Here is a 24117-nt window from a genome sequence, read left to right on the forward strand (position 1 = left end):
CACCCGCAGAAAGGTAACGACGTGACTGCATTCGATTGGGACGCAAGGCTGGTCGGATATCCGGCCGACCGCGCCGCGGCCTACCGGGCGAGCGGTGAGTGGAGCGACAGGGCCACTTCGGCGCGCCTGCACGACGCGGCGGTCCGGTTCGCGGATCGGACGGCCCTCATCACCGCCGAGGCCACCTACACCTACCGCGACCTCGACGAGCGCACCGACCGCATCGCAGCGGGCCTTGTCCGGCTGGGCCTGCGCCGCCTGGATCCGGTGATCTTCCAGGTCACCAACCGCGCGTCGACGGTGCTGGCCTGGTACGGAGTCCTCAAGGCCGGCCTCATCCCGGTGGCGACGCTGTCCCAGCACCGGATGCACGAGATCGGGCACATCAGCGAGAAGGTGGGCGCCGTCGCACACCTGGTGGAGGCGGGTCTGCCGTTCGACCTCGTGGGCTTCGCCCGCGAGGTCGGCGAGGGCCACTCGACGCTGCGGCACGTCCTCACGATCGAGGCCCCGCAGCCTCAGGACGGGACGATCCGCATCGAGGACCTGGGCGCCGACATCGACCCAGCGCAGGCGCGCGCCATGGTCGAGGCCATCGAGGCGGAGACGGACCCCGAGGACGTCGCGGTGTTCCAACTCTCGGGCGGGACCACCGGCGTGCCGAAGGTGATCCCGCGGATCCACGCCGAGTACTGGAACAACGGCCTCTTCTACGCCCGCACCTTCGGGTGGGACGAGAACTCCCGGGTGGCGCACCTGATCCCGATCATCCACAACGCCGGCATCTCGTGCTCGCTGCACGCGTCCCACGCGGTGGGCGCCACGCTGGTCCTCGGCACGCCCGACGCGGTGTCGTCGTTCGAGCTGTGCGGCCGCAGCGGGGTGACGGACGTGCTGATCGGGCACGGGCACTACCAGGCCGCCGGCTCATCGGCGTTCGATCAGCTGTTGCCCACGGTCCGGCACACGGTGTTGTCGGGGGCGAAGGTCCCGCCGGAGCTGTTCGCCAAGCTGGACGACGGTGCCGACCACTGGGCGGGACAGATGTTCGGTATGTCCGAGGGCATGTTCATCGTCACGCCCCTGGACGCGCCGGCCGCGGCGCGGGCGGCCACCGTCGGGCTGCCGATCGCCGCCTCGGACGAGGTCCGGATCCTGGATCCGTCCTCCGAGGACGACCTCCCGGCCGGTGCCGTCGGCGAGCTGTGCTGCCGCGGCCCGTACACGATCGCCGGGTACTTCGGTGCGCCCGAGCACAATGCGACGGCCTTCACCTCGGACGGTTTCTACCGCACCGGCGATCTGGCCGCACTGCACGAATTCGAGGACGGGAAGCGGTACATCGCGATCGAGGGCCGGATCAAAGACCTCATCAACCGTGGCGGCGAGAAGGTCAACGCCGAGGAGGTCGAGCTCCTGCTGCTCCGGCACGACGACATCGCGGCAGCCGCGGTGGTCGCCATGCCGGACGAGCGGCTGGGCGAGAAGGCCTGCGCGTTCGTGGTGTCCGCGACCGGGGCCGAGCTGAGCATGGCGCAGGTACAGGCACACATGGACGCCCTGGGCGTCGCGAAGTTCAAGTGGCCCGAGCGGCTGGTCTGGGTGGCGGCGCTGCCGCAGACCAACGTGGGCAAGGTCAACAAGAAGAGTCTGCGATCCGACATCGTCGAGCGGTTGCAGGCCGAGGCTCTCGAAGGAGCGCAGTCATGAAACTGAACACCATCGCGGTCCTCGGCGGCGGGCCCGGCGGGCTGTACGCCGCCCGCCTGCTCAAACTCAGCCACCCGGAGGCCGAGGTCACCGTCTACGAGCAGGGCGTGCCCGACAAGACCTTCGGCTTCGGCGTCGGACTCGCCTCGCGCACGCAGCGCAACCTCCGGGAGGCCGACGAGGCCTCGCTGGATGCGATCGTCGCCGCGGCGCACCCGCACGAGATGTCGATGCGGGTCGGCGACGCCGCGGTGCGGCTCGCACACGGCGAGTTGCTGGGCATCGGCCGGGCGACCCTCCTGACGGTGCTGCAGCGGTTCGCCCAGGACGCGGGCGTCGTGCTCAGGTTCGGCGAGCGGCGGTCCGCCGCTGACCTCGACGCCGACCTGATCGTCGCCGCGGACGGCATCTCCAGCGCCACCCGCGCTGAGCACGAGGCGGAGTTCGGGCCGTCGGTCGTCCTCGGCGAGGGCCTGTACCTGTGGGCCGGCACCGACTACCAGCTGCCCGCCGCCGTGTTCACCCCCGTGACCACCGAGTACGGCACCTTCGTGGCGCACGCCTACCCGTACGCGCAGGACCGCAGCACCTTCCTCATCGAGACCGACGAGGCGACCTGGAAGCGCGCGGGATTCGACGTGACCACCGAGCAGACGCCGAACACGGAGAACGACGAGGTCTCTCTGAAGTTCCTCGAGGAGGCCTTCCGCGAGTCCCTCGACGGGCACCCCCTCATCGGCAACCGCACCAAGTGGACGCGGTTCCGGACGGTGCGCTGCGCGAACTGGCACGCCGGGAACATCGTCCTGCTCGGGGATTCCGCCCACACCGCGCACTACTCCATCGGCTCCGGCACCAAGCTGGCGATGGAGGACGCGATCGCACTGGACAAGGCGGTGCTCGCCGCGGACGACCTCGAATCGGCGCTGACCGCCTACGAGGAGGAGCGCCGCCCGGCCGTGCACTACCTGCAGACGATCGCGGAGCGGTCGATGGCCTGGTGGGACGACTTCCCGGAGCGGACGTCGATCCCGGTGGCGCAGTTGCTCATCGCGTACATGACGCGCGCTGGCAAGGTCTCGCTGGAGCGGTTCGCCGAGACCGCCCCGCAGGTGGTCCCGGCGGGGCTCGCGGCGTACGCCGGGGTCACCGTCGACGAGGTCCCCGAGCCCGCAGAGGTGACGGAGTGGGTACTCGCTCAGCCCCTCGCGGCGCGGCGCCTGCCCAGCCGCATCGCCCCGGCGGAGCTGCACGATGCGACCGGCACCGTCGAGATCCACACGGAGGCCAGGCCGTGGAGCGCGGAGGCCACGGGCCTCGTCGAGGGGCTCCGCGCCGCCGAGACCTATTGGCTCACGGGCGCGGACGACCGCGAGGCGGTCCTCGACCGGCTCGACCTGGCGGAGCGGATCCGGCGTTCGTCCCCTGCGATCGTGGTGGCGGAAGTCCCCGCCGCGATGCGCGACGTGGCCGCCGCCGCGCTGGTCAGCGAGCGTGTCGACCTCGTTGCGATCGCCGGCTGAGGTCTAGGGTTGGGTTCCATGGCCACGGAGAAGGCAGCGGCGCCCGCGCCGGCGAAGCGGCGCGGGCGCCCCAGCGTGCGGCGGGAGCTGGTCGAACGGGAGATCAAGGAGAACGCAGCGCGGCTCTTCGCCGAGCGCGGCGTCGCCGGGACCACGCTGCAGGACATCGCCGACGCCACCGGACTGACCCGGCAGGCGGTGTACCACTACGTCGCCAACAAGGACGAGCTGTTCGGCCAACTGGTCAGCGAGGTCGCGGCCGAACCCGCGCAACTCCTCCACGAGATCAACGCGATCGAGGGGCTCGACCCCGAGACGAAACTCCGCCGGATGGCCGAATCGCTCGCCCTGAACCAGATGGAGTCGCCGGACCGGTTCCGGTTGCTCATCCGTTCGGAGGCCGACCTTCCGGAGAGCCTCGCAGCGGGATACCGGACGAGCCGCCGCAAGGTCCTGCGCGAGCTGACCGCCGTCATCGAGGCGGGTGCTCGGGAGGGCCGGTTCCGCGATGTCGACGCCCGCACCGGCGCTCTCGGCGTCGTGGGGATGCTGAACTGGATCGCTTGGTGGTACCGGGACGGCGATGATCGCGCCGCGATCGCGGCCCAGCTCTCCGACATGGCCGTGCGCGCGCTGCGCGCGGAGGGCTTCGTCCCGCAGGCGGAACCCGGCCCACTCGGAGCGATCTCCGACCTGCGCCGCGATCTCGATCGGCTGGAGCGGTTGGTCAGGTCCGACCGGGACTGAGGCGACCCGTCCCGATCAGTGCTGCGCGACGATGGCCGCGAGCTGCCTGCCCCAGAAGTCGACGACCTGCTCGCGGCGCGCCTCATCGTCGGACAGCAGGTCGGCGAGGCCCAGCCCGCGGGCGAGGTCCAGTGTGGCCTGCACCGCGCGGCGGGCTTCCTCGTCGTCATGGTCCACGCCGAGCAGTCGCATCGCGAGCCGGAACACCTCGCGGGAGTGCTTGTTCTCGAAGGGCAGCATCCGCTCGCGGAGGGCGTCGTCGCTCGCGGCCGCGGTCCACACGTGCAGCGCCGCCTTGAACAGGTCGTCGGTGTAGTACTCGACGATCAGGCGCGCCACGGCGTACGGCCGCTCAGGGCCCTCCGGCACTGCTGCGCCCGCCGCCGCGACGTGGGCGAGGCGCTGCTCACCCATGTACTCGAGCGCGGCGCTGATCAAGTCCTCCCTGGTGGGGAAGTGGTGCTGCGCCGCGCCGCGTGACACGCCCGCTTGCCGGGCGACGCTGCCGACGGTGGTCGCGACCCAGCCGCGGGTGGCCAGGGACGCGATCGTGGTCTCCAACAGCCGCTGCCGGGTCTCCCGGCTGCGGGACTGCTGGGGCGCCCGGATGGGCGGACGAAGGGGTGCCATTGCGGATAAGCCTATGCCGACGGTGCCGGCTGCGCCCAGCTCGGCGCCCGCTTCTGCAGGAACGCGGTGATCCCCTCGACCGACTCCGTCGACCCGAACAGCCGTGCCGACTGGTCGCCGAGCGCGTCGGCCCGCTCGTCGAACGAGCGCAGGACGTCGTGCCAGACGATCTGTTTCGTCTCCCGCAGGCCCTGCGGGCTGCACAGCTGCAGTTCGGCCAGCTGCTCCGCGACGGCCGCCGCGGGATCGTCGACGGCGGCGGTGATGAGCCCGTACTCGGCGGCCCGCGCACCGTCGAACTTCCGGCCCGTGAGCAGGAGGGTGGAGGCGACCCGGGAGGGCAGGTGCGGGAGCAGCACCAGCGAGACCATCGCCGGCGCGACGCCGATCCGCGTCTCCGTCACGGCGAACGACGCCGCGGGGCCGGCGAAGACGAAGTCGCACGAGCCGATGAGCCCGAATCCGCCGGCGCGCACGTGCCCGTCGACCTGGGCGATCACCGGCTTAGGGCACTCGATGATGCCGCGCATGGCGCCGATCATGGCGAGGGTGCGCGATTTCGGGTCCGAGCCGGCCCCGTTGGCGGCCGCCTCCTTGAGGTCCGCACCCGCGCAGAAGGTGGTGCCGGTGTGCGTGAGCACCACGGCCCGGGCGACGTCGTCGGCTGCCGCGCGCTCCAGCCCGGCGCTCAGGTCGGCGAGGAGCCGCTGGGAGATCGCGTTGCGGTTGTGCGGGCTGTCGATCGTGAGATACGCGGCGCCGCCCTTGTTCTCGTACCGGACCAGGGGTTCGGTCATGCGGACTCCTAGTAACTCTTGGGCAGGCCGAGCGAGTGCTCGGAGATGAAGTTGAGCACCATCTCGCGGCTCACCGGCGCGATGCGGAACAGCCTCGACGCCACCAGCATCTGCGCCAGCCCGTACTCGGTGGTCAGGCCGTTGCCGCCGAGCGAGTGGATCGCCCGGTCCACGGCCTTCGCGCCCGCCTCGCCGCCGGCGAACTTCGCCATGTTGGCGGCCTCCGCCGCCGCGAACTCCTGGCCGGCGTCGTAGAGCGTGGCGGCCTTCTGCAGCATGAGCTTCGCGAGCTCGGTCTCGACTTTGAGCTCGGCGAGCGGGTGGGCGATGGCCTGGTGCGCGCCGATCGGGACCTTGAAGACGGTGCGCTGCTTGGCGTAGTCGACCGCGCGGCCGATCGCGTAGCGGGCCGAGCCCACCGAGCCGGCGGCGGCCATGATCCGCTCGGGGTTGAGCCCCGCGAAGAGCTGGGCGATGGCCGCGTCGGGCTCGCCGACGAGCGCGTCGGCCGGCAGCCGCACGTCGTCGAAGAACAGCGTCCACTGCGACTCCGGCAGGCCCACCTCCATCGGGATCTTCGTCTTCTGCAGCCCGGGTGAGTCCGTGGGCATGAGGAACAGTGCGGGGCGCAGCTTGCCGGTCTTGGCGTCCTCGCTGCGCGAGACCACGAGGATCACGTCGGCCAGCTCGACGCCGGAGATGAAGGTCTTCTGGCCCGAGATGATCCAGTCGTCGCCGTCGCGGCGGGCGGTGGTGGTGATCCGGTGGCTGTTGCTGCCCGCATCGGGCTCGGTGATCGCGAAGGCGGCGATCGTCTCGCCCGAGGCGATGCCCGGCAGCCAGCGCTGCTTCTGCTCCTCCGTGCCGAACTTGGAGATGATCGTGCCGTTGATGGCGGGCGAGACCACGAGCATGAGCAGCGAGGAGCCGGCCGCGGCGAGTTCCTCGCCGACGATGCCCAGCTCGTACATGCCGGCCCCGCCGCCGCCGTACTGCTCGGCGATGTTCACGCCGACGAGGCCGAGATCGCCCGCGGCCTTCCACAGCTCGGTGGGGCCCTCGCCCGCCGCGATCTTCTCGCGCATGTACGCGGGGCCGTACTGCTTGCCCAGGTCCGAGACGGTCTTGCGGAGCGCCTGGCGCTCCTCGGACTCGATGACGTCCATGGAAATGCTGGTGGTGCTCATTCCTCGTTGTCTCCTGAATCTTCCAGCACGGCGACCACGGCGCCGGCATCGATGTTCTGGCCCACCTCGACCGGGATCGAGGCGATGACTCCGTCGGTGGGAGCGGAGATCGCGTGCTCCATCTTCATGGCCTCCATCCACAGCACCGGTTGCCCGGCGGCGACGGAATCGCCCTCCTGCGCGCCGATCCGGGTGATCACGCCGGGCATCGGCGCGAGCAGGGAGCCGGCCGCCGCCGCGGCGTCGGCCGACGGCAGAGGGTCGACGAGCGTCAGGGTCGCCGCGCCGCGCGCGGTCTCCACCTCCACGACGGTGCGATCGCCCGGGTAGGCGGTCACGGCGACGGTGCGCCGGATACCGTCGCGCTCCACCGCGACCGTCGCACGGTCACCGTCGTCGACGACGGTCGCGACCTGGCCGGTGTCGGCCCGGAACTCGCGCTCGTCCGCGGTCCGGAACTCGGGCACCAGGCTGCGCGCACCGATGTTGCGCCAGCCGGGCGCGACGTGCGGCAGCGGGCTCGCGGCGGCACCCCGGCGATCCAGCACGGCGCCGGCTGCGGATGCCGCCTCCGCGAGCTCCGCCTCGTCGAGCAGCGGCGCGGCCAGGCGCTCGAGCCGCTCGCCGGTGAGGAAGTCGGTGGCGAAGTCGCCGGCTTTGAAGTCCGCGTCCGCGAGGATGCGGACCAGCAGGTCACGGTTCGTCGTGAGGCCGTGGATCGTTGCCTTCCGCAGTGCTGCCTCGGTGATGGCGAGTGCCTGCGCGCGGGTCGGCGCGAAGCCGATCACCTTGGCGAGCATCGGATCGTAGAAGACCTCGACGACGCTGTCCCGCCGCGCGAGCGCGCTGTCGAGCCGGATGCCGGGACGATCCGGCCCGGAGAACTCGCTGACCACACCGGGAACCTCGAAGCGGTGGACGGTGCCGGCGGCGGGCCGCCAGTCGTTGGCGGGATCCTCGGCGTAGAGGCGGGCCTCGATCGCCCACCCGCGGGTCGCGGGCGGCTCGGCGGAGGGCAGCGGCCGGCCTGCGGCCACGTCGAACTGCAGGCCCACGAGGTCGAGGCCGGTGGTGGCCTCGGTGACGGGGTGCTCGACCTGCAGGCGGGTGTTCACCTCGAGGAAGAAGAACTCGCCGGCGTCGGTGGCGAGGAACTCCACGGTGCCCGCGCCGGTGTAGCCGATGGCCTTGGCGGCGTTGGCGGCCGCCTCGTACAGGGCGGTGCGCATCGCCGGATGCCGCTCGACGAGCGGCGACGGGGCCTCCTCGAGGACCTTCTGGTGGCGGCGCTGGATCGAGCATTCGCGCTCGCCCACGGCCCAGACGGTGCCCTGGGAGTCGGCCATCACCTGGACCTCGATGTGCCGGCCGCGCTCGAGGTAGCGCTCGCAGAAGACGGTGCCGTCGCCGAACGCGGACTTCGCTTCGCGCTCCGCGGCCGCGAGGTTCTCCTCGAGCTCGCCGCGGGTGCGCACGACGCGCATGCCGCGCCCGCCGCCGCCGGCGGACGCCTTCACCAGGACGGGGAAGTCGCTGTCGGACACCTGGTCCGGGGTGAGGTTCGTGAGCATGGGCACGCCGGCCTCGGCGAGCCGGGCCTTCGCCGCGACCTTGGAGCCCATCGCGGTGATCGCGTCGGGTGAGGGTCCGATCCAGACGATGCCGGCGGCCTGGACCGCGGCGGCGAAGTCGGCGTTCTCGGAGAGGAAGCCGTAGCCGGGGTGGATCGCCTGTGCGCCGGTGGCCTTCGCCGCGGCGATGATCTTCTCGCCCTGCAGATACGTGTCGGCGGGGGACTCGCCGGGCAGGCGCACGGCCTCGTCGGCCTCGGCGACGTGCGGCGCGCTCGCATCCGGGTCGGAGTAGACCGCCACGGCGCGCAGGCCGCGGGCGTGGGCCGCGGCGATGACGCGGCGGGCGATCTCGCCGCGGTTGGCGACGAGGACGGAATCGAAAGCAGTCTCAGTCATTTCACTCACATCCGGAAGACGCCGAAGGCGTAGGTGCCGTTGACGGGGCCGTTGTGGATGGCGGACAGGGCCATACCGAGCACCGTGCGGGTGTCGCGGGGGTCGATGATCCCGTCGTCGTAGAGCATCCCGGACATGAAGGCCGGCAGCGACTCCTTGTCGATCTGGGTCTCGATGGCGGTGCGCATGCCGTCCACGAAGGCGGGGTCCATGGCCTGGCCGCGGGACGCTGCCGAGGCGGCGGCGACCTCGGTGACGACGTCGGCGAGTTGCTTGGCGCCCATGACGGCCGAGCGTGCGCTGGGCCAGGAGAACAGGAACCGCGGGTTGAAGGCGCGGCCCGCCATGCCGTAGTGCCCGGCACCGTAGGAGGCGCCGGCGATGAGCGAGAGGTGCGGCACCTCCGAGTTGGAGACGGCGTTGATCATCATCGAGCCGTGCTTGATCATGCCGCCGCGCTCGTACTCGGCGCCCACCATGTAGCCGGTGGTGTTGTGGATGAACAGCAGTGGCGTGTCGTAGCGGTTCGCCAGCTGGATGAACTGCGTGGCCTTCTGGGCCTCCTCGGAGAACAGGACGCCGCGGGCGTTGGCGAGGATGCCGATGGGGTAGCCGTGCAGGTTCGCCCAGCCGGTGGTGAGCGAGCCGCCGTAGAGCGGCTTGAACTCGTCATAGTCGGAGTCGTCGACGATGTGGGCGATGATCTCACGCGGGTCGAAGGGGATCTTGAGATCGTCCGGGACGATGTCGAGCAGGCCCTCGGCGTCGTACCGCGGGGGCAGGACCTGGCTCGACGGGGCCGTGCCCTGCTTGCGCCAGTTGAGCCGCTTGACGATCGAGCGGGCGATACGGGCCGCGTCGAGCTCGTCGCTGGCCAGGTAGTCGCCGAGGCCCGAGGTGCGCGAGTGCATCTCTGCGCCGCCGAGCGTCTCGTCGTCGGAGATCTCGCCCGTCGCGGCCTTCACCAGGGGCGGGCCGGCGAGGAAGACCTTGGAGCGCTCCTTGATCATCACGACGTGGTCGCTCATGCCGGGGATGTAGGCGCCGCCCGCGGTGGAGTTGCCGTAGACGACGGAGATCGTGGGGATCCCGGCCTTCGACAGCTGCGTGAGATTGCGGAACATCGCGCCGCCGGGGACGAAGACCTCCTTCTGCGTGGGGAGGTCGGCGCCGCCGGACTCGACGAGCGAGAGCACGGGGAGGCGGTTCTCGCGGGCGATGTCGTTGAGGCGCAGCGACTTGCGCAGCGTCCACGGGTTGGAGGTGCCGCCCTTGACGGTGGGGTCGTTGGCGACCACCATCACCTCGACGCCCTCGACCACGCCGATGCCGCCGACGAGGGACGCGCCGACCTGGAAGTCGCTGCCCCAGGCGGCGAGCGGCATCAGCTCGAGGAAGGGCGAGGCGGGGTCGAGGACGCTGTCGATGCGTTCGCGGGCGGTGAGCTTGCCGCGTCCCCGGTGCCGCTCGACGTACTTCTCGCCGCCGCCCGCGAGGGCCTTGTCGAACTCGGTGGTGAGGTCGGCGAGTTTGCCGAGCATCGTCTCGCGGTACGCGGCCGCGTCGGGGGAGGGGGTGCTGCGGAGCACCGTCATGAGTCGAGTCCTTCGTCGTCGTGTGCGCGCGGGGCGCGGTCTACGGGGTTCACTTGTAGCCGAGGCGGTTCGCCGCGAGCGTCGTGAGGATCTGCGTCGTGCCGCCGCCGATGCCGAGGATGCGGACGTCGCGGTAGTGCCGGGAGACCTCGTACTCGGACATGTAGCCGTGGCCGCCGAAGAGCTGCACCGCCTCGTTGGCGACCCATTCGCCGCACTCGACGGCGGTGTTCTTGGCGAAGCAGGCCTGGGGCACCAGCTCGGCTGCCGCCGCGGGGCCGCCGGATTCCATCGCCTCCGCGTACTGGTCGGCGACGTGCCGGCTGTACACGCGGGCGACCTCGATGCGGCGCCGCATCTCGGTCACGGTGTTCTGCACGGCCTGGCGTTTGATCAGGGGCTGGCCGAAGGTCTCCCGGGTGCGGACCCAGTCGAGCGTGAGGTCGAGGCAGCGCTGCGCGTGCGAGTAGGCCTGCACCGCGAGGGCGAGGCGCTCGGTGACGAAGGCGGCGCCGATCATGAGGAAGCCGCTGCCCTCGGGGCCGATGAGGTTCTCGGCGGGAACGCGGACGTCGGTGAAGGACAGCTCGGCCGTGTCCGAGGCGTGCCAGCCCATCTTCTTCAGTGGGGCGCTCACCTCGAAGCCGTCCAGACCCTTGGGAATCACGAGCAGGCTGATGCCGCTCGCGCCGTCGCCGCCGGTGCGGACGGCGGTGACCACCCAGTCGGCGCGGATGCCCGACGTGATGAAGGTCTTGGCGCCGTTGACGATGTAGTGATCGCCGTCCTTGCGCGCGGTGGTCGTGAGGTGGCTCAGGTCGGAGCCGCCGCCGGGCTCGGTGAGGCCGAGCGAGCTGATCTTCTCGCCGGCGAGCACGGGCGCGACCCACTTCTGCTTCTGCTCATCGGTGCCCGCGAGGATGATGTGCGGCACCGAGATCCCGCACGTGAACAGCGAGGCGAACAGGCCGCCGGAGCCGCCGGCCTCGTGCATCGCCTCGCACACGATGAGGGCGTCGCGAGGATCGCCGCCCCCGCCGCCCACCGCTTCGGGGAACGAGACGCCGAGCAGGCCGAGATCGCCCGCCTTGCGGTGCAGCTCGCGGGGGAGCAGGCCGCCCGCCTCCCAGTCGTCGAGGTTCGGGATGATCTCGCGTTCGGTGAACGCGGTCACCGTCTTCCGGAGCGCGAGCCGCTCCTCGGACTCCCACAGGCCGGTCATGCGAACTCCTTCGTGGTGTGGCCCGCGGGGAGCAGGCCGGTGGGCAGGTCGACATAGCGTCCCCGGAGCCACTCGCCGACGCCCTTGGCCTGCGGGTCGAACCGGTAGCCGTGGGCGACGCCCTTGCCCAGCAGGTCCTCGATGACGAAGTTGAGGGCCTTGAGATTCGGCAGCTCGTAGCGGCGGACGGGAAGGCTCGCGGCCTCCGGAAGGAGTTCGCGCAGAGCCTGTTCGGTCAGATTACTGCGGAGCCAGTCGTAGCCCGCGTCGGACTCCGCCCAGACGCCGACGTTGGCGCTGCCGCCCTTGTCGCCGCTGCGCGCGCCGAAGACGGTGCCGAGCGGGACGCGGACCGTCGGGCCGGCCGGGAGCGAGGCCGCGCCGCCGGGCTGGGAGGGGTCGGCGACGAGTTCCTGGACGACCTCCGGCGGGGCGATGTCGACGACGGTGCCGTCGGGCCGGTGGGCGCGGTGCGGGACGTCGCCGTTCGGCACGTACACGGCTTGGTACACCCCGTACGGGCCGCCACTCGACGGCGGCGCCATCGGGGAGGCGCCGGGGTAGGTGGCGAGCGCGAGTTCCACGGCGGCGGAGCTGAACGCGCGCCCGACGCGGTTCGGGTCGGTGTCCCACGCCACCGCGGTGAGGGTGGCCGACGCGGCCGCCTCGGTGGGGGCGTCGGGATGGTCGGTGCGGGCCAGGCGGAACTGCAGGTCCGACGGTGCGCCGCCGCTCCGCTCGAGCGAATCGCGCAGCTGCGCCTCCAGCAGCGCGGCCTTGCGTTCGACGTCGATGCCGGTGAGCAGGAAGGCGATCTCGTTGCGGAAGCCGCCGAGCGTGGTGGTCGCGACCTTCGTGGTGGTCGACGGTGCCTCGCCGCGGACGCCACTCACGGCGACGCGGTCCGGGCCGTCCTGGGTGAGGGTCATGGAGTCGAGTCGCAGCGTGACATCGGGGTTCGCGTAGCGCTGGCCGGTGACCTCGTAGAGCAGCTGCGCGGTGACGGTGCCGACCTCGACCACGCCGCCGGTGCCGGGCTGCTTGGTGATGGCGAAGGAGCCGTCGGCGGCGATCTCGGCGATGGGGAAGCCGGGGTGGAGGAGCTGCTCGATCGGGTGGCGGTCGAAGAAGGCGTAGTTGCCGCCGGTGGCCTGGGTGCCGCACTCGATGATGTGGCCCGCGGCGACGGCGCCGGCGAGGGCGTCGAAGTCGGTGCGCTGCCAGCCGAATTCGGCGATGGCGGGACCGAGGATGACGGAGGCGTCGGTGACACGGCCGGTGATGACGATGTCCGCACCCGCGGCCAGGCAGTCGGCGATGCCGAAGGCGCCGAGATAGGCGTTCGCGGTGACCGCGTTCGGCACCCCGAGCTCGGCGGACCGGGCGATGAGGTCGTCACCGTCGACCCACCCGACCTTGAGGCGACGGACGGACTCCCCGGAGCTCTCAATGGCCTTCTCGAGGGCGGCGGCGAGGCCGCCCGGGTTGAGGCCGCCGGCGTTGACGACGACCTTGGTGCCGCGCTCGGCGAGGAGGCCGAGGTGCGGGGTGAGGTGGCGCAGGAAGGTCTTGGCGTAGCCCAGATCCGCGTCCTTGAGCCGGTCACGGCCGAGGATGAGCATGGTGAGCTCGGCGAGGTAGTCGCCGGTGATGTAGTCGACGCGCGGTCCGGCGAGCATCTCGCCGATCGCGGCTGCGCGGTCGCCGTAGAACCCCGAGACGTTGGCGATGCTGATGGTGCGGGTCATGGACGTCCCTCCTGCGGGGCGCGGCCGGCGCCGGGGGCCCCGGCGAAGCACTGCGCGATCGTGAGCCAGTGGGCGGCGTCCTCGCCCGTGGCGACGAGATCGGTATCGGCGACGTTGACGCGCTGGGTCGCCAGCCGGCAGAAGTCCTCGAGCGAGCCGGTGACGCGCTGCGCCGCATCGCCGGGGCCGAAGGAGATCTCCGAGCCGTCGGCGGCGACCAGGAAGACGTCGAAGGACTCGGCGGGCGGTGTCTCGCCGTTGACGGTGTACGCGAAATCACGCGTCTTGTAGGCGATCTTGGCGACGTGGGGGAGCGCTTCGGGGGCGTCGAGCTCGGTGCCCGCGGCGTCGGCGATGTCCAGGCCGTGCGCCCAGGTCTCCATGAGGCGGGCGTTCGCCATCGTCGCGGGCCGCATGGGTGGGCCGAACCAGGGGAGCGGCGTTCCGGGGTCGGCCTCGCGCAGCGCGACGGCCAGTGCGGCGCGGGCGCGGTCCCAGCGCGCGCGCAGGTCCGGGTCGGCGGCCAGTTCGGCGGCGCCGGCGTCGACGAAGCCCATCGGGTCCTGCATGGCCTCCCGCAGGAGCGCGGTGAACCCCTCGGGATCGGTGGCGGCGACGAGGGAGACCTCGTCGGTCCAGGCCAGGTGGGCGACCTGATGGGCGACCGTCCAGCCCTCGGCGGGCGTGGGCAGCGACCAGTCGGGGAGGGCGTCCGCGATCGCGGCGACGGCGGCCGAGGTGGATTCGAGCGCGTCGAACACGGGGGCTGAAGTGGGCACGCCCACACTCTGTCAGTCGAGGCCGAAAAAAACAAGCAGCAATGCTTGTTTAGGTGCGGCAGGTCTCCACGGACTGCTCGACCACGGCAGCGGACGCACGGTCGACGGACAGCCCGTACTCCCGGGCGACGAGCGAGAACTGGCGCGCGTACTGGCAGTGGAAGCGCTCGTTGGCCGGCATCCAGCGACCCGGAGGGGAATCACGCTTGTTCTCGTTCGCCGGGCCGTCGACCGCGACCAGGTTGCGCGGATCGTTGGCGAACGCGGTGCGTTTCGCGTCGTCCCACGACCAGGCGCCCATGTCCCACGCATAGGCCAGCGCGATGACGTGGTCGATCTGGACCTTCGCGGAGGTCTTCGGCCCGCGCTCGAAACGCATCGTCGTGCCGCTGTACGGGTCGACCAGCGTGCCGGTCGCCACGGCGTTCGGGCACCCCGAGGTCCGGATGTAGGTCTTGGCGGTCAGGTCGCGGTCGAGGATGTCGTTGCGGGTGTCGCAGCCGTTGTGCCCGAGCGGCGCGGACTGGTCGTCGGTCCACGCCTCGCCGAAGGCGGCCCGACGGTACGCCTGCGGCGCCCGTTCGCGTGCCGCGACGATCCGGACGCCGGCCAGCGGCGCACCGTCGGACACCTGGGCCGACGGTGCCGCCGGTCCGGGAGTGGGCTCCGCTGCGGACCGGTCCCGGTACGCCCCGACCGCGACGAACACGGCCGTCGCCGTGACGAGGACGAGCCCGATCCAGGACTGCCTGGACAGGCGACGGGGCGTTCTCCGGCGGGACACGAGCGCAACCTAGCACCGCCCACCGACACGGCGGCATCGCCCGCGCCCCCGAGGCGTCCTCCGATCGGATGAAATCCGGCGGAGGTGCACACGGCGCGACGTCCGGCGCCCCAGGGTGGAGTGCGTGACGCGATGGTGGGGGAATACCGAGACGGGGTACCGCAGGCGGGTCCGCGCGGCGCAAGCGGGATTGGTCGTCGGTGCGACGGTGTTGTCCGCGTGCGGGGTGCCCGCGTCGAGTACCGAGATGGCCGTGTCGTCGTCCGCGCGCCAGACGGGCGATGCCGTGATCACTCTCTCCTTCATCGGGGACAACATCCTGGGCACGGACGACAGGTTCGACGCGGGCACGAGCCTGCCTGCGCGGTGGGCTGCGGCGGGTAACGACCCCGCCTACTTCTTCCGGAACGTCGCGCCGATTCTGCGGGCGGACGACCTCACCGTGGCCAACGTCGAGGTCGTGCTGAGCGAGCGCGGCCAGAAGGTCGACAAGGGGACCGGCGAGTTCTACCACTTCCGGGGCTCCCCAGCGGTCGCCGAATCGCTGCGGGCCGGCGGGATCGAGGCCGCGACCACCGCCAACAATCACACGGGCGACTACGGCCGGGAAGGCTACGACGACACCGTGGCGGCACTGCGGCGGGTGGGCGTGGCGCCCTTCGGCGACATGTTCGACGAGGAGAGCGACCACATCGCCGTCGTCAAGGGGGTGAAGGTCGGGCTGTTCGGGATGATGACCTGGCAGGACACCGCTCAGAACCGCGAGTCGATCACCCGGCACGTCGCCGGTCTACGGGCACGCGGCGCGCAGGTGGTGATTCCGTTCATGCACTGGGGGATCGAATCGCAGCACGTTCCCTATGAGGTGCAGACGGACCTCGCGAAGCACGCCATCGATGCGGGCGCCGACATGGTGATCGGAAGTCACCCGCACGTCCTGCAGTCGATGGCGCAGTACAAGGGCAAGCTCATCGTGTACTCGCTGGCCAATTTCAGTTTCGGCGGCAACAACAACCCCTCGGATAAGCGCACCATGATCGTGCAGACCAGGGTGGCGGTACAGGGGCCGACGGCGACCCGCGTGGACTACCGGATCGTGCCCACCAGGGTGTCCAGCACCGCCGCCTACAACGACTTCGTGCCCACCCGGTACGAGCCCGCGGAATCGCGTGAGCTGATCGCCTTCATGAACTCGATCTCGCCGACCCTGAACGGCACCATCGGCGGCGACTTCGTGCGCGTCCCCACGAGCTGATGTCCGTCGGAAGGGCCGCAGTGCCGGCACGTATTCTCGGATCATGAGCACGCCCACCGCCCAGGACGCCGATCTGCAGGCCGCGACCACCGCTGTCGAGGAGGCGGCCCGCGCCGCCCGTGCCGCGTCGAAACAGCTGATCACGCTGACCACCGAGCAGAAGAACGCCGCCTTGCACGCCGCCGCCGACGCGCTGCTGGCGAACAAGGACCGGATCCTCGCGGCGAACGCGGAGGACGTCGAGCGGGCTCGCAGCGCCGGTACCGAGGAGTCCCTCATCGACCGGCTCGCGCTCAACGAGTCCCGGGTCGACGGCATCGCCTCCGGCCTGCGGCAGGTCGCAGGCCTGCCGGACCCCATCGGGAACGTCCTGCGCGGCTCGACCCTGCCCAACGGCCTCGAGCTGCGGCAGGTCGCCGTGCCCCTCGGCGTCGTCGGCATCGTCTACGAGGCCCGGCCCAACGTCACCGTCGACGCCTTCGGGCTCACGCTCAAGTCCGGGAACGCCGTGCTGCTACGCGGCTCGAGCTCGGCGGCCTCGTCGAACGCGGCCCTGGTCGCCGTGCTGCGCGAGTCGCTGGCATCGGCGGGCACCACCCCGGACGCCGTCGCGCTGCTCTCGGCCGACTCCCGCGCCGGCGTCACCGCGCTGATCCGCGCCCGGGGCCTCGTCGACGTCGTGATCCCGCGCGGGGGCGCGGGGCTCATCGCGGCGGTCGTGCGCGACGCGACCGTCCCCACCATCGAGACGGGCACGGGCAACTGCCACGTCTACGTGCACGCCTCCGCCGATCAGGACATGGCCGAGCGGATCGTGCTCAACGCCAAGACCCGCCGGCCCAGCGTCTGCAACACCGCCGAGACCGTCCTCGTGGATGCGGCACTGAAGGACACGTTCCTGCCCCGCCTGCTCGGCACCTTCCAGGCGGAGGGCGTGATCGTGCACGGCGACGAGGCCGGGATGGTCCCCGCGACCGAGACCGACTGGGCGGACGAGTACCTCAGCCTCGACGTCGCGGTGAAGGTCGTGGACGGGCTGGATCAGGCGATCGAGCACATCGACCGCTACGGCACCGGGCACACCGAGGCCATCGTCACGGACGATCTCGCCGCCGCCCGCGCGTTCACCACGCGCGTGGACGCCGCGGCGGTCATGGTCAACGCCTCGACGGCGTTCACCGACGGTGAGCAGTTCGGGTTCGGTGCCGAGATCGGCATCTCCACCCAGAAGCTGCATGCACGCGGCCCGATGGGCCTTCCCGAGCTCACCTCCACCAAGTGGATCGCCTGGGGTGACGGGCACGTCCGCCCCCGGTAACTCCGGAGCCGCAGGACGACGGCACCGTCGGGGGTAGGTTGTCGCCATGGCAATCAACGAATCCCTCGAATTCGACATCGACGCCCCCGTCACGCTGGTCCTCGACACGCTCGCCGATGTCGACGCCCTGCCGGACTGGTCGTCGGCGCACAGCAACGTCAAGGTGGTCGAGCGCGACGCGAACGGCCGCCCCAGCGTGGTGGACGCCTCCGTCGGCCTGCTGATGTTCAGCGACAACCTCACCTTCGACTACGTGTTCACCGACGTCAGCTGCAAGTGGGACACCCGCAACGAGGGCACCGCGGTGCGTAGCCAGGGCGGCATCTACGAGCTCTCGCCGAAGGGCGACGATGCGACGCACGTCAAGGTCACCATGTACCTCGACCCCAAGGTCAAGGCGCCCGGCTTCGTGGTCAAGAAGGGCATCAAGCTCGCCATGGACATCATCAAGAACGGCCTCACCAAAGAGGTCATGAAGCGCAAGAACGGCTGAATCCGCTCGGCGCCGGCCACAGCACCGCACGGCGCAGCCGGGCGGCTACATTGTTGCAATGGCAATCAATGAGAAGGTCGAGTTCGAGATCGACGCGCCGGCGGCGCTCGCCTACGCGACGCTGCTGGACGTCGAGTCCCTGCCCGAGTGGTCGTCATCGCACAAGAGCGTGACGATCGTCGAGCGGGCGGCGGACGGCACTCCGAGCGTCGTCGAGGTCGAAGCAGGCTTGGTGGGGATCAGCGACCGCATGCGGTTCCGCTACACCTTCACGCCCGGGACCAGGGTCGCGTGGCAGTCCGAGGCCGAGGGCATGGCGGTCCGCTCCCAGGGCGGGTACTACCAGCTCACGCCCCTCGGCGAGGGCAGGGTGCACGTGCTCTGCGACATGAACATCGACCTCAAGATCAAGCTGCCCGGCTTCGTCGTGCGCAAGGGTGTGAAGATGAGTGCAGAGATCGCGTCGAAGGGCTTCGAGAAGGAGGTCCTCAAACGGAAGGCTGCACGCTGAGCACCAACACCACGATCACGGCCCCGACGGCGCTGTTCACCAGCGTCGACGACGTCGCCGCGGCACTCCGCAAGACCGGCTACATACCGTCCGTCGCCACTGCGACGGCGGTGTTCCTCGCCGACAAGCTGGGCAAGCCGCTCCTCGTCGAGGGCCCGGCCGGCGTCGGCAAGACCGAGCTGGCCCGCGCCTGCGCCCAGGCCCGCGAGGCGCGATTCGTGCGCCTGCAGTGCTACGAGGGCATCGACGAGGCGCGCGCCCTCTACGAGTGGAACCACGCCAAGCAGATCCTGCGCATCCAGTCGGGCGGCGCCGACGGCGACTGGGACGACACCAAGCAGGACGTCTTCTCCGAGGAGTTCCTCCTCCCGCGCCCCCTCCTGCAGGCCGTCCGGGAGAGCGGACCGTCGGTCCTCCTCATCGACGAGGCCGACAAGGCCGACCTCGAGTTCGAGGGGCTGCTGCTGGAGGTCCTGTCCGACTACGCGGTGACGGTGCCCGAGCTCGGCACCATCACGGCGGTGCGCAAGCCGCTGGTGTTCCTCACCTCGAACGCCACCCGCGAGCTGTCGGAGGCGCTCAAGCGCCGCTGCCTGTACCTGCACATCGACTTCCCCGACGCAGAGCTGGAGCTGTCGATCATCCGCAGCCGGGTCCCGGACCTCTCGGTCGAGGTCGCGCAGCAGCTGTTGCGCGTGATCTCGACCCTGCGCGGGCTGGACCTGAAGAAGAAGCCGTCCGTCTCCGAGACCCTGGACTGGTGCCGCACCCTGCTCGCCCTCGGTGTCACCGGCACCGCGAACGGCTCGATCGACAAGGCGGCTCTCCGCTCGACGCTCGGCGTGGTGCTCAAGCACCAGGTGGACATCGAGACCGCCGCCGCGGCGCTGGGCCTGTAGATGTCCACCACGCAGGCCGGGACCCCGCTCGACAAGCATCTGCACGCCTTCGTGCGGACGCTGCGCGAGCGCGGTATGGCGATCGGCCCGGGCGAGGCGATCACGGCCGCCGAGGTGCTGACGGTGCTCGACCTCACCGATCGCAGTCAGCTCCGCGAGGGGCTCGCGGCCGTACTCCTGCGCGAGCAGATGCACCGCAAGAGTTTCGACGTGATCTTCGACCTGTACTTCCCCGTCCGCGGGGGCTTCGGGGCCGACGGTGCCGCCGGCGGCTCGGGCCAGGGCGGCCCGGGCGGGTGCTCCGGGGTGCCCGGGGAAGCCCCCGATCAGGTCGATCCATTGACGATGCCCGCCGCCGACACCCCGCCCGATCCCGATGCGGTGCGCGAGGCGCTGCGTCAGGAGGCGATCGCCGCGCTCGTCGCCGGCGGCGACCACGACGGCATCGCCGGCCAGATCGTCGAGCAGCTCGGCGAGTACAACTCCGCCACCGGCACCGCCTTCTCCTCCTACCAGGCGCTCAAGGCGCTCAACCCGCAGACGCTCATCGCCGCCATCGCCAACGGACTCCTCGCCGCGGCCGGCGAGGACGGCGCCGCGCCCGGCAGCTTCGAGTACGAGTCCGCCCGCCGGGTCGCGCGCTCACGGGTCGCCGGGTTGACCGAGCGGGTGCAGGAGCTCACGTCCGTTGCCATGGCCGCCCGACGGGGCCCCGAGGCCGTCGCGCAGTACGCCGCGCCGCAGCTGCCGGAGAACGTCGCCTTCTTCGCCGCCACCCGGACCGAGCTGCACCGCATGGAGCAGACCGTCCGGCCCTTGGCCCGGCAGTTGTCCACGCGCCTGCTGGTGCGGCGGCGCCGCGCCCGCCGCGGCCCCATCGACCTGCGGCGCACGCTCCGCAAGTCCATGTCGACCGGCGGCGTGCCGATCGATCTTGCGCACCGTCGGCCCCGCCCGACCAAGCCCGAGCTCGTGCTGCTCTGCGACCTGTCCGGCTCCGTCGCGGGCTTCTCCAACTTCACGCTGCTGCTCACGCACGCGCTGCGCGCCGAGTTCTCCAAGATCCGGGTGTTCGGGTTCGTCGACTCGGTGGACGAGATCACCGACTACATCGACCCGTCGCGCACGCTGACGGTCGACACCGTGGTGGACATGTTCGACCGCGTGATCCGGGAGACCAAGGTCGCGCGGTTCGGCGGCTCGGACTACGGCACCGTGCTGCGCACGTTCGTCCGCGACTTCCCCGACGCTGTGACGCACCGCGGGACGCTGCTGATCCTCGGCGACGCCCGCTCGAACCACACCGACCCGGCGCTCGCGGAACTCGACGAGCTCGTCGAGAAGGCGCGGCACGCGTTCTGGCTCAACCCCGAGCGGAAGGCCTCCTGGGGGACGGGCGACTCGGTCGCGGACAAGTACGGCCGCCTGATCGACATGTACGAGTGCCGCACCGCGGGGCAGCTGGCCGAGGTCGTCGGACGCCTGCTGCCCGTGTGAGTACGCGGTCCCGAACCGCTGCCGCATAGGATGGTCGGTTATGCGTGAGTCCAGCACCGCCGCACGCCGCCGCGTGGGCGTCATGGGCGGGACCTTCGACCCGATCCATCACGGCCACCTCGTGGCCGCCAGCGAAGTGGCGGACCGGTTCGATCTCGACGAGGTGGTGTTCGTGCCCACGGGCCGTCCGTGGCAGAAGAACGAGGTCACGCCCGCCGAGGACCGTTACCTGATGACGGTCATCGCGACGGCGTCCAACCCTCGGTTCTCGGTGAGCCGCGTGGACATCGACCGCGGCGGCGACACCTACACCGTGGACACCCTGCGCGACCTGCAGGGCCAGAACCCGGATGCCGACCTGTACTTCATCACCGGCGCCGACGCCCTCGCCTCCATCCTCAGCTGGCAGGACTGGGAGGAACTGTTCGGCCTCGCGACCTTCATCGGGGTCTCCCGGCCCGGCTACCAGCTGGCCGCGGATCACCTGTCGGACGTGCCGAAGGATAGATTGTTCCTCGTGGAGGTGCCCGCGCTGGCCATCTCGTCCACCGAGTGCCGCGCGCGGGCCGACGCCGGGCGCCCCGTCTGGTACCTCGTGCCCGACGGTGTGGTCCAGTACATCGCCAAACGCGCCCTCTACCAGAGCAGCCCGGCGCAGGAGAAGACCGTCAACCCAGGAGGATCATGACCGCGTCCGATCAAGCCCGCACCCTCGCCGCGATCGCGGCCCGTGCGGCTGACGACAAGCTCGCGAGCGACATCGTCGTCCTCGACGTGTCCGAACAGCTCGTGCTGACCGAGGCCTTCGTCATCGCGTCGGCGAGCAACGAGCGTCAGGTGAGCGCCATCGTCGAGGAGATCGAGGATCAGCTGCGCGAGGCCGGCGTGAAGCCCGCCCGCCGCGAGGGAGCGCGCGAGGGGCGCTGGGCGCTGTTGGACTTCCTCGACATCGTGGTGCACGTCTTCCACCAGGAGGAGCGCGAGTACTACGCGCTCGAGAAGCTGTGGAAGGACTGCCCGCACATCGAGGTCGAGGGCCTCGGGAAGCACGCCGACGAGTCCCCGGCCCAGAGCGGCACCGGGGCCGACGAGGGCGCCTGATGCACGTCGAGGACGGGCTCGACTCGTCCGTCGAGCGCCTCACCCCGACGGTGCGTCGCCTGATCCTGCTCCGCCACGGCCAGACCGCGTCGAACGCGGAGGGCCGCATGCAGGGGCAGTTGGACACCGACCTCACCGAGCTCGGGCGCCGCCAGGCACGGGCGGCGGCCGCGGCCCTGTCGGACCGGGACCCGATCGCGATCATCAGCTCCGACCTGCGCCGTGCCCGCGACACCGCGGACGCCGTGGCGGCGGCGACGGGCGGCACCGTCGAATCCGATGTCCGGCTGCGGGAGACGATGCTGGGGGACTGGCAGGGCATGACCCACGTCGAGGTGGACGACTACATGCCCGGAGCGCGCCGACGGTGGCGCGACGCCCCCGAGTGGGCGCCGCCCGGCGGCGAGGCCCGGGTGGACGTGGCCGCGCGGTCGTACCCGCTGGTGGAGGAGCTCAAGGAGCGGCTGCCGGAGTGGGGCGCCAGCGAGCGGCCGGTGATCCTGGTCGCGCACGGCGGGTTGATCGCGGCACTGACCGCTCGGCTACTCGACCTCCCCGTCGACCACTGGCCCGTCCTCGGCGGCCTCGGCAACTGCAGCTGGGTGCAGCTCTCCGCGCACGGCGACGCGACGCGCTGGCGGCTCGACGTGTGGAACACCTCGTCGGACGTCGACACCTCCGTGCCTTTCCCCGAGGTCCAGTGAGCGATTCACAGACCGGGAGCCTCCTCGTGCTCAGCGACTCGCTGGGCTTCTACGGCCCCGAGGGCGCCCTACCGACCTCCGACCCACGGATCTGGCCCAACCTGGTCGCCACGGAGCTGGGGCTGCGCTGCGAGCTGTTCGCCCGCGTCGGCTGGACCACGCGTGACGGCTGGTGGTGCGTGACCCAGGATCCGCGGGTCTGGGCCACGGTGCCGACTGTCGAGGCCGCGGTCCTGGCGCTCGGCGGCATGGACTCGCTGCCCTCGCCGCTGCCGACGGCGCTGCGCGAGCAGATCCGCTACCTGCGCCCCGCGTCGTTGCGAGCCCGCGCCCGGGACGGCTACGCCACGATCCAGAAGCTCTTCGCCCCGGTGGGGTGGCCGATGGCGCTGCCGCCGAAGGTCACCGTCGACTACCTCGGCAAGACTTACGATTCGATCCATTCCCTGCGTCCGGAGGCGCCGGTCGCGGTGCTCGCTCCGCCCACCCATCGCGCTCTCGCGTACTCCTTCGCGCACCCCGGGTGGGCTCGCACCGAGGCCGCGATGCGGGAGTGGTCCGACGATGCCGGGGTGCCGATGGTTCCCCTGCGTGACCTGTGCGAGTGGTCGTTCGATCTGGGGATCAATAACCTGGACGGGATCCACTGGTCGTTCGAGATGCACGAGCGGGTGGCGCAGCGCGTGCTGCGTTCGCTGGGCGGTGCGGAAGGGGGTACGCAATGAGTGTCGTGGTGGTGACCGACGCGTCGGCTGCGATCGTCCCCGACCGCGCCGACGAGCTGGGGATCCGGATCCTGCCGCTGCACGTGCTGTCCGGCGAGGGCGAGTACCTGGACCGCGGCACGGGCTACCAGGCCGAGCGCTTCGTCAAAGAGGGCGTGACCACCTCCGGGCCGTCGGTCGCCGAGGTCCGTGAGGTGCTCGACGGGGCCGTCGCCGAGGCCGGCGGCGACGGCGTGGTGGTGATCACCATGAGCTCGCACCTGAGCTCCACGTACTCGACCTCGGTGGCGCAGGCCGCGCTGATGGACGCCGATGTCACCGTGATCGACTCCCGCAGCATCGACATGGCGATGGGCTTCGGGGTGCTGGAGGCCGCACGGCTGGCCCGCGCCGGGGCGTCCGCCGACGAGGTCGCCGAGGCGGCGCGACAGGTACTCGACGGTGCCGAGGGCTTCTTCTGCGTCGCGACCCTCGACCACCTGCGGGCCGGGGGCCGGGTGAGCGCGCTCGCGAAGCTGCTGGGCGGGGCGTTGCAGATCGTTCCCGTGCTGCGACTGCAGGACGGACGGATCGTCTCGGAACGCAAGACCCGGACCGTCTCCCGCGCGCGGGACCAGCTGGCCGCGTTGGCGTCGCAGCACCTCGGGAACCGGCCGGCGCGGGTCGCGGTGCACCACGTCGAGGCGCCGGAGGCCGCGGAGCACGTCGCGGAGCTCGTCCGCGACGAGTTCCCGCAGCTGAAGGAGCTGGTGATCGGCCGGTTCGGTGGCACCATCGCGGCGCACCTCGGCCCCGGCGCGGTGGGCGTAGCTGTCGCTCCGGCGCTGGTCGACGGGGTGGATCCGGCCTAGCACACCGGGCCCACGGTTCCCCGCCTCCAGGGCGGCTCATCCACAGGATCGGGGTTATCCACAGGCGGGCC

Annotated in this window: 23 protein-coding genes; 14 read left to right on the top strand and 9 right to left on the bottom strand. The window is 71.1% G+C overall.

The genetic code is table 11. From position 1 onward, the window contains the following. The first annotated feature begins 21 nt into the window (after nt 1-21). Genes ABZX10_RS14795 through ABZX10_RS14805 form a run of 3 tightly spaced genes read left to right on the top strand, consistent with a single transcriptional unit; the run spans nt 22 to nt 3980 of the window. Nucleotides 22-1710 carry an AMP-binding protein gene (locus ABZX10_RS14795; RefSeq protein WP_355540950.1) on the top strand — a complete coding sequence of 563 codons (1689 nt, stop codon included), beginning with the start codon at nt 22-24 and terminating at the stop codon, nt 1708-1710. Beyond that, the gene (locus tag ABZX10_RS14800) at nt 1707-3233 is read left to right on the top strand and encodes an FAD-dependent monooxygenase (protein WP_355540953.1); all 1527 of its coding nucleotides are present in this window, start codon (nt 1707-1709) and stop codon (nt 3231-3233) included. Before ABZX10_RS14795 ends, ABZX10_RS14800 begins: the two co-directional genes overlap by 4 nt. Before the next feature lie 18 nt (nt 3234-3251). Further along, nucleotides 3252-3980, top strand: coding sequence for a TetR family transcriptional regulator (locus ABZX10_RS14805; protein ID WP_355540960.1), 729 nt, complete (start codon nt 3252-3254; stop codon nt 3978-3980). A gap of 15 nt (nt 3981-3995) precedes the next feature. Here the strand turns inward: ABZX10_RS14805 and ABZX10_RS14810 are convergent, their stop codons facing one another. The 9 genes from ABZX10_RS14810 to ABZX10_RS14850 are packed head-to-tail and all read right to left on the bottom strand — an operon-like array spanning nt 3996 to nt 14665. After that, nucleotides 3996-4610 carry a TetR/AcrR family transcriptional regulator gene (locus tag ABZX10_RS14810; RefSeq protein WP_355540963.1) on the bottom strand — a complete coding sequence of 205 codons (615 nt, stop codon included), beginning with the start codon at nt 4608-4610 and terminating at the stop codon, nt 3996-3998. 11 nt (nt 4611-4621) lie between these two features. After that, complete coding sequence (locus ABZX10_RS14815; RefSeq protein ID WP_355540966.1) at nt 4622-5407, bottom strand: enoyl-CoA hydratase family protein; 786 nt, start codon at nt 5405-5407, stop codon at nt 4622-4624. 8 nt (nt 5408-5415) lie between these two features. Next, nucleotides 5416-6594, bottom strand: a complete 1179-nt coding sequence (locus ABZX10_RS14820; RefSeq protein WP_355540968.1) for an acyl-CoA dehydrogenase family protein — start codon at nt 6592-6594, stop codon at nt 5416-5418. Then, complete coding sequence (locus tag ABZX10_RS14825) at nt 6591-8564, bottom strand: biotin carboxylase N-terminal domain-containing protein (protein WP_355540971.1); 1974 nt, start codon at nt 8562-8564, stop codon at nt 6591-6593. The genes ABZX10_RS14820 and ABZX10_RS14825 overlap by 4 nt, the downstream gene beginning before the upstream one ends. 5 nt (nt 8565-8569) lie before the next feature. Continuing rightward, nucleotides 8570-10159 carry an acyl-CoA carboxylase subunit beta gene (locus ABZX10_RS14830; protein ID WP_355540974.1) on the bottom strand — a complete coding sequence of 530 codons (1590 nt, stop codon included), beginning with the start codon at nt 10157-10159 and terminating at the stop codon, nt 8570-8572. 49 nt (nt 10160-10208) lie between these two features. Further along, entirely contained in the window at nt 10209-11381 is a 1173-nt protein-coding gene (locus ABZX10_RS14835) for an acyl-CoA dehydrogenase family protein (RefSeq protein ID WP_355540977.1), read from the bottom strand. Further along, entirely contained in the window at nt 11378-13129 is a 1752-nt protein-coding gene (locus ABZX10_RS14840) for an acyclic terpene utilization AtuA family protein (RefSeq protein ID WP_355540980.1), read from the bottom strand. The genes ABZX10_RS14835 and ABZX10_RS14840 overlap by 4 nt, the downstream gene beginning before the upstream one ends. Then, nucleotides 13126-13908 (bottom strand): TIGR03084 family metal-binding protein, encoded by a 783-nt coding sequence (locus tag ABZX10_RS14845; protein ID WP_355540983.1) that lies wholly within the window; start codon nt 13906-13908, stop codon nt 13126-13128. The genes ABZX10_RS14840 and ABZX10_RS14845 overlap by 4 nt, the downstream gene beginning before the upstream one ends. Before the next feature lie 49 nt (nt 13909-13957). Continuing rightward, nucleotides 13958-14665, bottom strand: a complete 708-nt coding sequence (locus ABZX10_RS14850) for an HNH endonuclease family protein (RefSeq protein WP_355541122.1) — start codon at nt 14663-14665, stop codon at nt 13958-13960. A 151-nt stretch (nt 14666-14816) separates the two neighbouring features. Here ABZX10_RS14850 and ABZX10_RS14855 point away from each other — a divergent pair, with 151 nt between their 5' ends. Genes ABZX10_RS14855 through ABZX10_RS14905 form a run of 11 tightly spaced genes read left to right on the top strand, consistent with a single transcriptional unit; the run spans nt 14817 to nt 24046 of the window. Further along, a complete protein-coding gene (locus ABZX10_RS14855; protein WP_355540986.1) occupies nt 14817-15947 on the top strand; it encodes a CapA family protein in 1131 nt (376 codons plus the stop codon). 43 nt (nt 15948-15990) lie between these two features. Continuing rightward, nucleotides 15991-17265 (top strand): glutamate-5-semialdehyde dehydrogenase, encoded by a 1275-nt coding sequence (locus ABZX10_RS14860; RefSeq protein ID WP_355540989.1) that lies wholly within the window; start codon nt 15991-15993, stop codon nt 17263-17265. A 46-nt stretch (nt 17266-17311) separates the two neighbouring features. Further along, on the top strand, nt 17312-17758 hold the full coding sequence (locus ABZX10_RS14865; RefSeq protein ID WP_355540992.1) for an SRPBCC family protein: 447 nt from the start codon (nt 17312-17314) through the stop codon (nt 17756-17758). A gap of 58 nt (nt 17759-17816) precedes the next feature. After that, on the top strand, nt 17817-18269 hold the full coding sequence (locus tag ABZX10_RS14870; protein ID WP_355540995.1) for an SRPBCC family protein: 453 nt from the start codon (nt 17817-17819) through the stop codon (nt 18267-18269). Nucleotides 18270-18283: 14 nt separating this feature from the next. Continuing rightward, nucleotides 18284-19168, top strand: coding sequence for a MoxR family ATPase (locus tag ABZX10_RS14875; RefSeq protein WP_355541125.1), 885 nt, complete (start codon nt 18284-18286; stop codon nt 19166-19168). After that, nucleotides 19169-20665, top strand: a complete 1497-nt coding sequence (locus ABZX10_RS14880; RefSeq protein WP_355540998.1) for a VWA domain-containing protein — start codon at nt 19169-19171, stop codon at nt 20663-20665. A gap of 40 nt (nt 20666-20705) precedes the next feature. Next, nucleotides 20706-21353, top strand: coding sequence for a nicotinate-nucleotide adenylyltransferase (nadD, locus tag ABZX10_RS14885; protein ID WP_355541001.1), 648 nt, complete (start codon nt 20706-20708; stop codon nt 21351-21353). Next, the gene (rsfS, locus tag ABZX10_RS14890) at nt 21350-21766 is read left to right on the top strand and encodes a ribosome silencing factor (RefSeq protein WP_355541004.1); all 417 of its coding nucleotides are present in this window, start codon (nt 21350-21352) and stop codon (nt 21764-21766) included. Before nadD ends, rsfS begins: the two co-directional genes overlap by 4 nt. After that, nucleotides 21766-22470 carry a histidine phosphatase family protein gene (locus ABZX10_RS14895; protein WP_355541007.1) on the top strand — a complete coding sequence of 235 codons (705 nt, stop codon included), beginning with the start codon at nt 21766-21768 and terminating at the stop codon, nt 22468-22470. Before rsfS ends, ABZX10_RS14895 begins: the two co-directional genes overlap by 1 nt. After that, the gene (gene octT, locus ABZX10_RS14900; protein ID WP_355541010.1) at nt 22467-23195 is read left to right on the top strand and encodes a diglucosylglycerate octanoyltransferase; all 729 of its coding nucleotides are present in this window, start codon (nt 22467-22469) and stop codon (nt 23193-23195) included. Before ABZX10_RS14895 ends, octT begins: the two co-directional genes overlap by 4 nt. Further along, a complete protein-coding gene (locus ABZX10_RS14905; RefSeq protein WP_355541013.1) occupies nt 23192-24046 on the top strand; it encodes a DegV family protein in 855 nt (284 codons plus the stop codon). Before octT ends, ABZX10_RS14905 begins: the two co-directional genes overlap by 4 nt. The last annotated feature ends 71 nt before the right edge of the window (nt 24047-24117 follow it).

It is taken from the genome of Tsukamurella sp. NPDC003166, assembly GCF_040611135.1.
Lineage (GTDB): Bacteria > Actinomycetota > Actinomycetes > Mycobacteriales > Mycobacteriaceae > Tsukamurella.